General features: G+C 46.1%; 17 protein-coding genes. 14 read left to right on the top strand and 3 right to left on the bottom strand.

Annotated elements, in window-relative coordinates; genetic code table 11:
• The first annotated feature begins 4 nt into the window (after positions 1-4).
• The 6 genes from KNO90_RS01815 to gcvPB all read left to right on the top strand — a co-directional run bounded on the left by KNO90_RS01815 (position 5) and on the right by gcvPB (position 5,563).
• Positions 5-421, top strand: coding sequence for a hypothetical protein (locus tag KNO90_RS01815; protein ID WP_215112888.1), 417 nt, complete (start codon positions 5-7; stop codon positions 419-421).
• Positions 422-676: 255 nt separating this feature from the next.
• A complete protein-coding gene (locus tag KNO90_RS01810; RefSeq protein WP_214741116.1) occupies positions 677-1,165 on the top strand; it encodes a shikimate kinase in 489 nt (162 codons plus the stop codon).
• On the top strand, positions 1,162-1,500 hold the full coding sequence (locus tag KNO90_RS01805) for a hypothetical protein (protein ID WP_215112887.1): 339 nt from the start codon (positions 1,162-1,164) through the stop codon (positions 1,498-1,500). Before KNO90_RS01810 ends, KNO90_RS01805 begins: the two co-directional genes overlap by 4 nt.
• A 148-nt stretch (positions 1,501-1,648) precedes the next feature.
• Positions 1,649-2,725: a glycine cleavage system aminomethyltransferase GcvT gene (gene gcvT, locus KNO90_RS01800; protein WP_215112886.1), complete on the top strand. Its 1,077-nt coding sequence runs from the start codon at positions 1,649-1,651 to the stop codon at positions 2,723-2,725.
• Positions 2,726-2,750: 25 nt separating this feature from the next.
• Positions 2,751-4,088 carry an aminomethyl-transferring glycine dehydrogenase subunit GcvPA gene (gene gcvPA, locus KNO90_RS01795; RefSeq protein WP_215113289.1) on the top strand — a complete coding sequence of 446 codons (1,338 nt, stop codon included), beginning with the start codon at positions 2,751-2,753 and terminating at the stop codon, positions 4,086-4,088.
• Positions 4,088-5,563, top strand: coding sequence for an aminomethyl-transferring glycine dehydrogenase subunit GcvPB (gene gcvPB, locus KNO90_RS01790; RefSeq protein ID WP_215112885.1), 1,476 nt, complete (start codon positions 4,088-4,090; stop codon positions 5,561-5,563). Before gcvPA ends, gcvPB begins: the two co-directional genes overlap by 1 nt.
• 39 nt (positions 5,564-5,602) lie before the next feature.
• On the opposite strand, the gene KNO90_RS01785 is transcribed toward gcvPB, so the two are convergent.
• Entirely contained in the window at positions 5,603-5,983 is a 381-nt protein-coding gene (locus KNO90_RS01785; RefSeq protein WP_083600098.1) for a rhodanese-like domain-containing protein, read from the bottom strand.
• Positions 5,984-6,145: 162 nt separating this feature from the next.
• Here KNO90_RS01785 and mntR point away from each other — a divergent pair, with 162 nt between their 5' ends.
• Positions 6,146-6,574, top strand: a complete 429-nt coding sequence (gene mntR, locus KNO90_RS01780) for a transcriptional regulator MntR (RefSeq protein WP_214741108.1) — start codon at positions 6,146-6,148, stop codon at positions 6,572-6,574.
• 175 nt (positions 6,575-6,749) lie between these two features.
• Positions 6,750-7,277, top strand: a complete 528-nt coding sequence (gene hpt, locus KNO90_RS01775) for a hypoxanthine phosphoribosyltransferase (protein ID WP_214741106.1) — start codon at positions 6,750-6,752, stop codon at positions 7,275-7,277.
• 22 nt (positions 7,278-7,299) lie between these two features.
• On the opposite strand, the gene KNO90_RS01770 is transcribed toward hpt, so the two are convergent.
• Positions 7,300-7,710 carry an SA1362 family protein gene (locus tag KNO90_RS01770; RefSeq protein WP_214741104.1) on the bottom strand — a complete coding sequence of 137 codons (411 nt, stop codon included), beginning with the start codon at positions 7,708-7,710 and terminating at the stop codon, positions 7,300-7,302.
• Positions 7,711-7,724: 14 nt separating this feature from the next.
• Complete coding sequence (locus KNO90_RS01765) at positions 7,725-8,666, bottom strand: DUF1385 domain-containing protein (RefSeq protein ID WP_214741101.1); 942 nt, start codon at positions 8,664-8,666, stop codon at positions 7,725-7,727.
• Between the two features lie 141 nt (positions 8,667-8,807).
• Between KNO90_RS01765 and aroQ the strand changes: the two genes are divergently transcribed.
• The 6 genes from aroQ to nusB all read left to right on the top strand — a co-directional run bounded on the left by aroQ (position 8,808) and on the right by nusB (position 13,321).
• Positions 8,808-9,245, top strand: a complete 438-nt coding sequence (gene aroQ, locus KNO90_RS01760) for a type II 3-dehydroquinate dehydratase (RefSeq protein ID WP_214741099.1) — start codon at positions 8,808-8,810, stop codon at positions 9,243-9,245.
• The gene (locus tag KNO90_RS01755) at positions 9,241-10,308 is read left to right on the top strand and encodes a M24 family metallopeptidase (RefSeq protein WP_353048481.1); all 1,068 of its coding nucleotides are present in this window, start codon (positions 9,241-9,243) and stop codon (positions 10,306-10,308) included. Before aroQ ends, KNO90_RS01755 begins: the two co-directional genes overlap by 5 nt.
• 29 nt (positions 10,309-10,337) lie before the next feature.
• Positions 10,338-10,904: an elongation factor P gene (gene efp, locus KNO90_RS01750; RefSeq protein WP_214741095.1), complete on the top strand. Its 567-nt coding sequence runs from the start codon at positions 10,338-10,340 to the stop codon at positions 10,902-10,904.
• Between the two features lie 117 nt (positions 10,905-11,021).
• A complete protein-coding gene (accB, locus tag KNO90_RS01745; protein ID WP_215112883.1) occupies positions 11,022-11,471 on the top strand; it encodes an acetyl-CoA carboxylase biotin carboxyl carrier protein in 450 nt (149 codons plus the stop codon).
• Between the two features lie 7 nt (positions 11,472-11,478).
• Positions 11,479-12,822, top strand: a complete 1,344-nt coding sequence (gene accC, locus KNO90_RS01740; RefSeq protein ID WP_214741093.1) for an acetyl-CoA carboxylase biotin carboxylase subunit — start codon at positions 11,479-11,481, stop codon at positions 12,820-12,822.
• Positions 12,823-12,934: 112 nt separating this feature from the next.
• Complete coding sequence (gene nusB / locus KNO90_RS01735) at positions 12,935-13,321, top strand: transcription antitermination factor NusB (protein WP_012726574.1); 387 nt, start codon at positions 12,935-12,937, stop codon at positions 13,319-13,321.
• Positions 13,322-13,333: the final 12 nt, after the last annotated feature.

Below are 13,333 nucleotides of genomic sequence, written 5' to 3'. Positions count from 1 at the left end.
TACGATGATTGAAATGACGTTCGTTTTGCTGATTCTACCCATGTTTCTTTTCCTTTTAGTTGAACTGCTTACTCTGGGTCAACATCTTTATGAACAGCCTAAATGGAACCATCATACGACACCGCAATTGATTGTACGTCGTTTGATGGGGAGTGAAAATTGCCGTGTCGATGCCGGGCGGTTGCGAGGTGATTTCGTCAAATCGGATGAGGAGCGGTGGCCATGGACAATCAAACAGGTAAACGGCAATTTGGTGATGGTGGGAGACGGAGGAGGGAACTTACTCTTTTTAAGAGGAATCAATCAGTATCATGTCGAATCGGTCGGGGTAGGATTTCAAATTTCATGGACCGATTCATCGTACAAAAGAGAGCGGCACGTCATGTGTATGAACGTGGATTCTTCCTCATCGTCACCCTGACCTTGATTGTATGGTTACTAGGAGCTGCATTATTTTGGTATACTGATGTAGAGAGAACGACAAGGCAAATCTCCGATGAAATATTGTCTATTCGTTTCGAATCACATTTGTTATTGGCAAAAGGACGATGCAAAGAGCACCCTTTGACGATTCATAAACCGACGGGTACTGTGACATGTCGGCCGATTGCACCCAATCGAACTGAAGTGGACATGGTATTATCATCCGGTGAACGCCATAAAGAGGTGATGACTTATGAATGACAAACCGTTTTACATTGTGGGATTTATGGGTACAGGTAAATCTACCTTATTCCCACTATTGAGAGAAGCGGGTGAAACGGTTGATTTGGATCAGTGTATTGAAGCCCAGATAGGGATGGATATTGCTACATATTTTAAACAGTTCGGTGAGTCAGCGTTTCGGGAAGTAGAAACAGAAGTTCTAAGACAAGTCGACGCGGACTTTGTACTGACAGGAGGCGGGATTATTGAGCGACCTGAAAATATGCGATGGATGCGTGATCATGGGACTGTGCTTCATTTAGACCTGCCGTTTGAAATATGTTGGGAACGGATCAAGGCATCTGATCGCCCGCTAGTTCAAAAAGGACGAACGAAAGTGAAGGAGTTATATGAGCGACGTGATGCATCCTACCGGGAAGCGGACGAGTCTATTGATGCAACGCAAACGCCAGAAGACATTGCAGAATACATTATTCGTTTGAAGGAGAGGAACGTATGATTTGGATAAATCTCGCAATCATTGGACTAGCAATAGTTGGACTTGGGGTATATGGTTACCTCTTATTTAAAAATAAAATGAAGCCTGAATTCGGCCGCTTGAATCGCCTAACGGAACGGTTTAAACTTCGGGCAGACGTGATTGGTCAACTGGTCAATGAGATCAAAGGACACGTGGATGCGGTCAACCGATCTGTTACCCAAATAAAAGAGTTTGGGGTCAATGCGAAGAGTGAATCGATTGAATTGAAGCAAGCCGCCGTTGAGCTAACTCATGAAATCAAACGGACAGCTGGAATTGAACGTTCTGACGTTTCCACCGAGTCGAAAATATGAAATAATGAGGATGAAAACGTTTTCGTTTTCCATCCTTTTTCTTTTTCTCTTTTTTACCTATGCAGAAGGTTTAAAAATTGTTAAAGTGAAATGGAAAACGAAAGATTTCAAAAACAAAAGCATTTTATGTTCGGGATTGGGGGATATTATGGAAAAGGTTACTTTGAAACGTACGCCTTTGTTCGATTTAATCGAACCGAAGGCGAAGATGGTTGATTTTGCGGGATTTGAAATGCCGATTATGTTCTCTTCGATTAAAGAAGAGCATTTGGCTGTACGTCAAAACGTGGGGATGTTTGATGTATCTCACATGGGAGAAATTCGAATCGAAGGGCCGGACGCACTTGAGCAAGTTCAAAACTTGGTGACGAATGATATCTCGAAGATAAAAGTCGGTCAAGCCCAGTACAATCTTCTCTGCCTAGAAGACGGCGGCGTTGTAGATGATTTACTTGTCTACCGTTTAGATGAGGATGCTTATTGGCTCGTTGTCAATGCATCGAATATCGAAAAGGATGAAGCGCACATTCGTCGATACGTGAACGGTGATGTTGTCGTGACGAATGAATCGGATGAATACGGTCAAATTGCGATTCAAGGGCCACATGCACAATCTGTGCTTCAAACCATCACAAATGTGGCGCTTGATGAAATCGGGTTCTTCAAATTCATGAATGGGGACGTGGCGGGTGTGCCGTCGATTATCTCTAGAAGTGGATATACTGGGGAAGATGGATTTGAGATATATGCTCGTTCAGAAGCGATTTCTGCTATTTGGGAAGCACTTGAAGCCGAGGGTGTTACCCCGTGTGGACTGGGCGCACGCGATACATTACGTTTCGAAGCGTGTTTGCCGCTTTATGGTCATGAGTTGGATGAGTCAGTCACGCCGTTCGAAGCGAATCTCAATTTTGCCGTCAAGCTAGATACTGACTTTGTTGGTAAGGAAGCACTCGTCACTCAAAAAGAAAACATTCCGAATCGATTGATTGGATTGAGATTGCTCGGTCGTGGGATTGCCCGCCAAGGGGCGCAAGTTGAATTGAATGGTAATGTAATCGGCGTTGTCACGACCGGTACGATGCCTCCGACTGTAAATGAATCAATCGCATGGGCACGAGTCGATGCACGTTACAAAGATGTAGATCGTTTTGTCATCGACATCCGTGGCAAAAAGATTGAAGCCGAACGCGTACCGACACCTTTCTATAAACGAACGAAATGAAACAGGGGGATTCAGAATGAACAGAATGGAATTTCGTTATTTACCGATGACCGAACAAGATGAACGAGACATGTTAGAGACAATCGGCGTCGATTCAATCGAAGCGCTTCTTTCGGATATTCCAGAAACACTTCGCGAACAAGCATCATTGGCGGCGATCGGGGCTCCGCTTCCGGAAGTCGATCTCGTTCGTCATATGACGAAATTGGCCGATAAGAACAAACATACGAAATCTTACCCGAGCTTCCTTGGGGCAGGGATGTATGATCATCTTTCACCGAGTGTGATGAACCATATGCTTTTGCGTTCTGAATTCTATACGGCGTATACGCCATATCAACCTGAGATTTCACAAGGTGAACTTCAGGCGATGTTTGAATTTCAAACAATGATTTGTGAATTGACAGGGATGGACGTCGCGAACTCTTCGATGTACGACGGGATTACAGCTCTTGCTGAGGCGACATACTTAGCGAGTGCACAGACGAAGAAGAAACGTGTCGTCGTCTCCGGTGCGGTGCATCCTGAAGCGAAGGACGTGATCCGTACTTATGCGGACGGACCAGGACTGTCAGTCGACTATACAGATGTGTTGAACGGGGTAACAGATGTGTCCGACCTCGACTTGACGAACGCATCTTGTCTTGTCGTTCAATATCCGAACTTCTACGGTCGCATTGAAGACTTAGAAAAAATGGCGGAGCTGGCTCACGAAGCCGGTGCACTCTTCATCGTGTCGAGCAACCCGCTCGCCCTCGGGATTTTGGAGTCGCCAGGGGCACTCGGTGCGGACATCACGGTCGGGGATGCACAGCCATTTGGTATTCCGCAAAGTTTTGGTGGACCGTCATGTGGATACTTCGCGGTCAAAAAAACTTTGATGCGTAAACTACCGGGGCGACTTGTCGGTCAAACAGTCGACGAGGACGGCAAACGCGGATTCGTGTTGACACTTCAAGCACGGGAACAGCATATCCGTCGTGATAAAGCGACATCTAATATCTGTTCGAACCAAGCGCTCAACGCATTGGCTGCTTCGATCACGATGTCTGCTTTAGGAAAATACGGTATTCGTGATATGGCCGTTCGAAACATTCAAACTGCTCATTATATGAAAGAAACGTTAAAAGCTGCAGGATTCAACATCATTGATGAAGGACCGATGTTCAATGAGTTTGTCGTAGACTTTGGGCGTGACGCAGAAGACGTGTCGCGTCATCTACTTGAGCATGGGATGATTGGTGGTCTGCCGCTCGGTACGTATGAAGAGGAACGTCAGACACAGATGTTGGTTTGCGCGACGGAGTTGCGTACGAAAGAAGAGATTGACCAGTTTGTCGAAGTGGTTGGGGGGATGAAATAATGCAACACGAGCAAACGCTAATTTTTGAAGTATCACGTGAAGGACGTACAGGATATAATTTGCCGACACCGACTGTCCCTGAGGTGGACCTTGAGACATTGTTACCGGCTACGATGATTCGAAAAGAGGCAGCGGAACTTCCGGAAGTATCTGAACTCGATGTCGTTCGCCATTACACGTCTCTGTCTACCCGAAACCATGGGGTCGATTCAGGCTTTTATCCGCTAGGTTCATGTACGATGAAATATAATCCGAAAGTGAACGAAGATATGGCTCGTCTTTCTGGATTTGCACATATTCACCCGTTGCAACCGGTCGAGACGATTCAAGGTGCGCTTGAGCTCATGGTAGATTTACAGGAGCAACTCGCTGAAATCACAGGTATGGACGAAGTCACATTGCAACCTGCGGCAGGGGCGCACGGTGAATGGACAGGTCTCATGTTGATCAAAGCGTTCCATGAGCGTAATGGGGATACGGCTCGTACGAAAGTACTCGTCCCAGACTCGGCGCACGGAACAAACCCAGCGTCTGCAGTCGTTGCTGGATTTGAGACGGTAACCGTCAAGTCGGATGAGCGCGGTCTTGTCGATTTGGATGATTTGAAGTCGAAAGTTGGAGCGGATACAGCTGCGCTCATGCTGACAAACCCGAATACGCTTGGACTATTTGAGGCAGATATCCTTGAAATCTCAAAAGTCGTTCATGGAGCTGGCGGGAAGCTGTATTATGATGGTGCGAACTCAAACGCGATTCTCGGGATCGCTCGTCCGGGGGACATGGGCTTTGACGTCGTCCACTTGAATCTTCATAAAACGTTCACTGGCCCACACGGCGGTGGAGGTCCAGGCTCAGGTCCAGTCGGGGTGAAACGCGATTTGATTCCATTCCTTCCTACTCCAATCGTGACGAAGACAGAAGATGGATACGGTCTCGATTACGACCGTCCACATTCAATCGGTCGAATCAAACCATTCTATGGAAACTTCGGGATCAACGTTCGTGCGTATAGCTACATTAAGACGATGGGCGCTGAAGGGTTGACACGAGTATCACGTGAAGCGGTCCTCAACGCCAACTATATGTTCGCGCGACTAAAAGATGCGTTTGACGTGCCATATGATACGTATTGCAAACACGAGTTCGTCTTGTCAGGGAAACGTCAAAAAGCCCTCGGGGTACGTACACTCGATATCGCGAAACGTCTTCTTGACTTCGGTTACCACCCACCGACAATCTATTTCCCGTTAAATGTCGAGGAATGCATCATGGTGGAACCGACAGAGACGGAATCAAAAGAAACACTCGATGCGTTCTGTGATGCGATGCTCCAGATTGCCAAAGAGGCAGAAGAGAATCCGGAAATCGTTCAGACGGCTCCGCATACGACGGTCGTCAAACGGATGGACGAGACACTCGCTGCCCGTAAGCCGATTTTGAAATATGAGCGTCGTGAGACGTCATCTGTAAAATAAAAAACGGGCGAGTCGATGATCAAATCGACCGCCCATTCTTTATGCTTTTTTAATCTTGCCCTTCCAGTTCTTGAAGCCACCTTCAAGCATGTAAATATTATTATAGCCGTTCTTCATGAGAAGTTTAGCCGCCTGGTTTGAACGTGAACTACCTTGGCAGTAAATCAAGATGGGTTGGTCTTTACGCAATTCTTTCATGCGCATCTTCAACTGACCGACCGGGATATTCCGAGCGCCGACGATATGTCCACCTTTATATTCGTTCGGTTCACGCACATCGATCAACTGACCTTTTCGAAGTGAAGCGCGGAATTCTTCTTGTTTCATTTTTTTCAACCCGCGAGCTGGCATGAAACGCCATACGATATAGGCGATCAAGGCAACCCATAGGAGGATGACGAGGATTGTTTCGATTCCCATAGATGTTCTTCCTTTCTCTTTCAAAGTTACCATATCTCATTATAATGAATTTAAGGTCATGAGACAATGATTGACTCAATCAATCGGGGCTTTCCCTTTCGATTTCATGCCAGTTAGGATAAAATAAAAGTGGAAACCGGAACATTAGGGGAGGTCGTGCCCATGCCGACACCGAGTATGGAAGATTATTTAGAACGCATTTACTTATTGATGTCAGAGAAAGGATATGCACGAGTATCTGACATTGCCGAACATTTAGGGGTACATCCTTCCTCTGTCACCAAGATGGTCCAAAAGTTGGATCGTGAAGAATATTTGGTCTACGAAAAATATCGTGGGCTCATGCTGACAAAAAAAGGTCAAAAGATAGGAAAACGATTGGTCGAGCGACATGCGATGCTCGAGTCTTTTTTACGTCTGATCGGTGTAGATGAAGCAGATGTATACGAGGATGTCGAAGGAATCGAGCATCATCTGAGCTCAAATACACTTGACTGTATGACGCAGTTCGTAGAATTTTTTGAGGATAAACCGGAACTCATGGACCAATTTAAAGAATTCCGCGAACAAGAACGAATTACCGAAGAATAAGGTTTGGAAAAACGTCAATCTGAAACGGTTGGCGTTTTATATTTAGTAAATATCCACTTAAAACCGAACATAAAGTTTATTTTATTCTTATAATGTTTATTTTTAGGGTTCGTATATGCTAATATTAATCGTGGATTGAATAATTAGGGGGTGACGGCGAACATTCGCCTAAGTCATGGAGATTCAAATTAAAGGGAAACTATTTGATGAACAACAGATTCAAACGCGTGTGAAAGAATTGGCAGAGGAAATTGAGCACGATGCAATGGGAACACCGATTGTCATCGTCGCTGTATTGAAAGGGTCAATGGTCTTTGCGGCAGATTTGATGCGTTATATGAAAGGTAGCGTCCAATTGGATACTGTAGCGACGTCTTCATACGGGAAAAAGACGGTCTCTAGCGGTAGTGTCCAACTTCGTAAAGACTTAGATCTCGACGTCGAAGGAAAATATGTGGTCATTATCGAGGACATCATCGACACGGGGCAGACATTGAAATTCTTGTGCAAACATATGGAGCTCCATCAACCGAAACAATTGAAAATCTGCACGTTGCTTGATAAACCGGCACGACGTCTTGTTCAGTTGGACGCAGACTATGTCGGATTTGAAATCCCAGATGAGTTTGTCATCGGGTATGGCATTGATTATGCGGAGCAATATCGAAATCTTCCTTACATCGGATATGTAGAGACGAATTAAAAGGAGCGCCGCGGCGCTCCTTTTACATATTCGCTTTCTTTTTCTTCTTGCCTTTTTTCCCCTCGATTACCGTTAAGTGAGGAGGGTTGCTCCGGTGTGTGCTCGAACGTTTAGACAACTTCGTAACGTTTGATCCCGGTTTTTTGTTCTTCTTATTCTTCATGGACGCGGAAGGTCTGACTTGAGGTCCACGGGTACCTTGCATCCGTTTTTTAGAGGCTTGTGCTGTTTTACGATAACGCATATCTTCTGGGGACATACGTCGTCCGATAAAAAAGCGATAGATCACATAAAAGACTAACCCGAATATCCCGATGAACAACAATTGCCGAAACAGGCGACCGGGGTCGGTGGCGAGCATATGTCCTACCCCGATGAAACCAAGGATGAACACGATTGTTGCAGCGGTCGAACCAATTCTTTGTCTGATCATGGTGCTTCCTCCTCTTATCCCTCTCTATGAACGACCGATTCTCCTAACTCTTTCCGCTCCCAAGCTTCAAATGCTTCGATGGCGACTTGAATCTGGTCATCGTTTGGTTCCCGGGTCGTTAATAACTGCAACGACAGTCCAGGTTTCCCGAGAAATGACAGATAGCGATGATCGCGGAAACGGTTAGTAAATTGAAGGACTTCAAATGAGATTCCGATGACAACCGGCAAAAGCGCGATTCGGCTGACGAGTCGCAACCAAAGCGGATCGATTGGCACGATCATATAGACGCCAATTCCAACGAAAACGGTAAACAAGATAAAGCTTGAGCCACAACGATAATGGAGACGTGAGCTCTGGCGAACATGTTCAACCGTAATCGGCAGTCCGGACTCATAACAGTTGATGACCTTGTGCTCAGCACCGTGATATTGAAAGACGCGTTTGATGAGTGGCGTCAAAGAAATAATATAGAGGTAACTGAGTAGCAATACTAATTTTATTCCCCCTTCAAGGAGGTTTTGAATCACATGTCCAGAAAATAGCGGTACGTCTTGGAACATGGCCGCAAGTAATGCTGGCGTCACGTTGAAGATTAATTTTCCGAAGATGTACGAGACGACACCGACGATTGCGATGAAGGCGATCATCCAAATGCTTTGTTTTTGATCATCGTCTGACTGTACATCGTCACTCGGGTCGACATCGTAGCGGTCACTCGCAAAGTTCATGTGAGCGGACCCATTTTTAAGTGATTCATAGAGTGCGACGATTCCTCTAAGGAACGGTACTTTTTTTAAGGATTGGACCCAAGGAACGAGGATTCGTGCTTGCTCAAACGTTTCAATGGTGCCGTCCTTTCGTCGGATGGCAGAGGCGCTTTCGGAACGGCCCTGAAACATGACGCCTTCCACGAGCGCCTGTCCTCCGACGGGGATGGTTGGTTTAGAATTCATTCACTTTCCTCGATTCTTACAGTATTGTACTTGAATTATACCGTGATTCATAAAAAAAACGAAAGGGTAGAAGGCACAATTCACGTTCTTTCGATAAATTTGTTACAATAGATAAGACTTGACGAACGAGGGGGAAGAAGATTGCGGATCTTAGTATTAAATGGGCCGAATTTAAATTTACTTGGCCGTCGTGAGCCTGACGTGTATGGGGACGTTTCATTAAAAGGGTTAGCGGCCGAATTGTTGCTCGTCGCTCCCGAGAATGTTGAACTCATCTTTAAACAGTCAAATCATGAGGGTGAGTTGATTGATGCCCTCCACGATGCGTTTGATTACGAAGGTGTTATCTTGAACGCTGGAGCGTATACGCATACGTCGATTGCGATTCGAGATGCTATATCCGCGATTGCTGCCCCGGTCGTTGAAGTACATATCTCGAATGTGCATGCTCGTGAGACCTTTCGGCACGAATCGAAAATCGCTGGTGTTTGCATCGGTGTGATTGCAGGATTCGGTCTCACCAGCTATACGTTAGCTTTGCATGCACTACTCGAACATTGGAGGAATCGACATGATTGAACGCGTAAACAAACTGCAAGCACAGTTAGAGGCAAACGAGATTGACGCATTGCTCGTCACTAAGCGTGAGAATATCCGTTACTTATCAGGATTTACTGGATCAAGCGGTGTCATCGTCATCACGACAAAATCAGCAAGTTTCATTACGGATTTCCGCTATACGGAACAAGCGAATGATCAAGTGAAAGGATATGACATCATTCAACTCGATACTTCGCTTATTCAATCGGTTGCTGACGTCGTATCACGCGAGTCGGTCGCTCGTCTCGGAATTGAGCAAGACGCGATGACAGTCGGTCAGTTCCGCACCTACGAAAAAGAAGTGGATGCTAAACTCATCGAGACATCAGGAATCGTAGAAAAACTGCGCTTGATTAAGGATGAATCAGAGATTAAGATTATGAAGGAAGCTGCGGCAATCGCTGATGAGGCGTATACCCACATCCAGACGTTTATCCGCCCTGGTCGCACGGAGAGAGAAGTTGCAAATGAACTTGAGATGTTCATGCGCTCAAAAGGTGCAGACTCATCATCATTTGATATGATCGTTGCATCTGGTCTACGATCGGCACTTCCCCACGGTGTGGCCAGCGATAAAGTCATCGAATCAGGTGAACTGGTCACGCTTGATTTTGGAGCGTATTATAAAGGGTACTGCTCTGATATCACGCGTACGCTTGCCGTTGGTCCAATCTCGGATGAATTACGTCAAATCTATGACACGGTACTCCGCGCTCAGCTCGCTGGTGTCGAAGGCACGCGTGCCGGCATAACAGGTATTGAAGCGGATGCGTTGACACGAGACATCATTAAAGATGCTGGGTATGGCGAGTACTTCGGTCATTCAACTGGTCATGGTCTCGGTATGGAAGTGCACGAGGCGCCAGGATTATCATTCCGTTCAGAGACAGTTCTCGAGCCAGGTATGGTCGTGACAATCGAACCGGGAATTTACATCAATGGCGTCGGTGGTTGCCGAATTGAAGACGATGTCGTCATCACGGAGGACGGATGTTACCGTCTGACGCAGTCACCAAAAGAGTTAATCACGATCGAGGCGTAAGTCTCGTCTGAATTTAGGAGGAAATGAATATGGTATCAGTTAACGATTTAAAAACAGGATTGACGGTTAAAACGTCTGACGGTTCGATTTGGCAAGTCATCGAATTCCAACACGTGAAACCAGGTAAAGGCGCGGCCTTCGTCCGTACAAAAATGCGTAACTTGCGTAACGGAGCCATTCAAGAAACGACGTTCCGCGGTGGAGAAAAAATCGAACGCGCTCACATCGAGCGTAAACGTATGCAGTACCTCTACCCAATGGGTGACACGTATGTCTTCATGGACAATGAATCATACGAGCAACTTGAATTGACAAGCGAACAAGTTAAATCAGCGCTTCCATACTTGCTTGAAAACATGGAAGTTAGCATCGCTGACTATAACGGCGAGATTCTCGGAATCGAACTTCCAACAAGCGTTGTCTTGACAATCGTTGAGGCAGATCCTGGCGTCAAAGGCGACACGGCATCAAACGTTAAGAAAAACGCGACAGTAGAAACGGGACATATCATCCAAGTACCACTTTTCATCGAACCAGGTGAAAAAGTAACGGTTGATACACGTACTGGAGAATTCATGGGTCGTTACAACGGTTAATCTTTCAGAGTGTTCATTCGAATGAATGAGCACTCTTTTTTTCTCGTTGCATTCATTGGTCTGACCAGTTATAGTGAAGTAGAGATTAGTACCAGGTATAAACAGGGGGTAAGAAAGATGCAAATCGATCAAATCAAAGAGCTCATTCAACTATTGGACCAGTCTTCTGTCCATGAGATGGAGCTTGAAACATCTGATTTCAAACTGTCACTGAAGAAAGAAACACAATCTGTCATGAGCGCACCGGTCATGCAGGCACAAGCGGTCACACCATCTGCACCTGCTCCTCAGGTTGAAGAGAAAATAGAAGAAGCGACGCAAGAAAAGGCGTCTTATCGTACAATCACATCACCGATGGTCGGGACATTTTATTCGCGTCCTGCTCCGGATAAAGAAGCGTTCGTGAATGTCGGCGACCGTGTGGAGTCGGGGCAAATCGTATGTATCTTAGAGGCGATGAAACTGTTTAACGATGTCGAAGCGGAAATTAGTGGCGAAATCGTAGAAATTCTCGTTGCTGACGGCGATCTTGTCGAATTCGGTCAACCGCTATTCAGCGTGAAGTGAGGTCGTTATGAAATTATTAATTGCTAACCGCGGAGAAATCGCGGTTCGAATCATACGTGCAGCAAAGGAACTGAATATCCCGACGGTCGCTGTCTTTTCGGAAGCGGACCGCGAGGCACTTCACGTGCATTTGGCCGATGAAGCGTACTGTATTGGACCGAATCCGTCGAAAGATTCCTATTTGAATATCCCGAATATTTTATCGGTGGCATGTGCAGTAGATGCGACGATGGTGCACCCGGGATACGGCTTTTTAGCTGAAAATGCGGAGTTTGCAGAGATGTGTGAAGCATGTGGGATCCAATTCGTTGGACCTAGTAGTTACGCGATTCGCAAGATGGGAATCAAGGATGAGGCGAAACGAACGATGATTGAGTCCGGCGTTCCAGTCGTTCCAGGTTCGACTGGTGTTGTTACGGATGAAGAAGCCATCGAACTTGCCCGTGAAATGGGTTATCCTGTCATCATCAAAGCGACAGCTGGTGGTGGAGGACGTGGCATCCGTGTCGCTCGAGACGAGAACGAACTCGTTCAAGGGTTGGTCGCGACACGTAAAGAAGCGAAGCAGGCGTTCGGGAATGGTGACGTGTATCTCGAGAAGTTTATCGAGTCGTTCCGTCACGTCGAAGTGCAGGTCCTCGCTGACCAATTCGGCAATGTCATTCACTTAGGTGAACGTGACTGTACGATTCAGCGACGTATGCAAAAACTCGTTGAAGAAGCACCGTCACCTGCGATTGATGAAACAACCCGTAAACTAATGGGCGATGCGGCCGTCAAGGCGGCAAAAGCCATTCAGTACTCGGGAGCGGGGACAATCGAGTTCATTTACGTTCCAGAATCAAACGAGTTCTACTTCATGGAGATGAACACACGGATTCAGGTCGAGCATCCCGTCACTGAAATGATCACGGGATTCGACCTCGTTCAAGCACAACTTGAAGTGGCACTCGGACATCCACTCGCTATTTCACAAGAAGACATTACGTTCTCGGGACATTCGATCGAGTGTCGAATCAACGCGGAGGATCCGTTCATGGACTTCCGTCCGATGGCTGGGAAAATCGATCAATATATCGTTCCGGGCGGCATGGGCGTTCGTGTCGATAGCGGTCTATACGCTGGAGCGATGATCCCACCTTTCTATGACTCGATGGTAGCAAAATTGATTGTTCATGCACCGACTCGTGATGAGGCTATTTTGAAGATGTTACGTGCATTGGATGAGTTTACGGTTTCTGGTATTAAAACGACGATTCCGTTCCATCAACAAGTCATGGCACATGAGCAGTTCCGCATCGGGACGTTCGATACGAAATTCGTTGAAAAAGAAATGTCATTGGCAAAATAACTCGAACCAGGAAGCCCGAACATTATTTCGGTTTCCTGGTTTTTTGTACTGAATTTATGAGTGCTTTATGCTAAACTATCACAATGAAAGCATGTAAAAGGAGAGTAACTGAATGAAACGTCATGAAGCACGAGAGAAAGCGATTCAAACGCTTTTTCAAATCGAAGTATCAAAACTAGAGGTAGACGAAGCAATCGAGTTCGCATTGGACGGTGAAGAGTCTGATCCGTTTTACGAACAGCTCGTCACAGGAACGCTAGAGCATATCGAGGATATCGATGCGTTGCTCGTCGAGAACTTGAAAAACTGGCGCTTGGATCGCCTCGGAAACGTTGAACGTACGATTCTTCGAATGGCAACGTTCGAATTATTATATGTGGAAACAATTCCAGAGAACGTCACTATTAATGAGGCGGTCGAACTCGCGAAATCGTTCGGAGACGAAGAGGCCGGTAAACTTGTCAATGGCGTACTCGGAAATATCATTAAAGAAGACTAAAAAAATAGAGAT

It is taken from the genome of Exiguobacterium sp. s63, from assembly GCF_018617335.1.
In the GTDB taxonomy this organism is placed as follows: domain Bacteria; phylum Bacillota; class Bacilli; order Exiguobacteriales; family Exiguobacteriaceae; genus Exiguobacterium.
The sequence above is the reverse complement of the archived record's forward strand: the minus strand, read 5'-3'. Positions and strand labels throughout refer to the sequence as shown.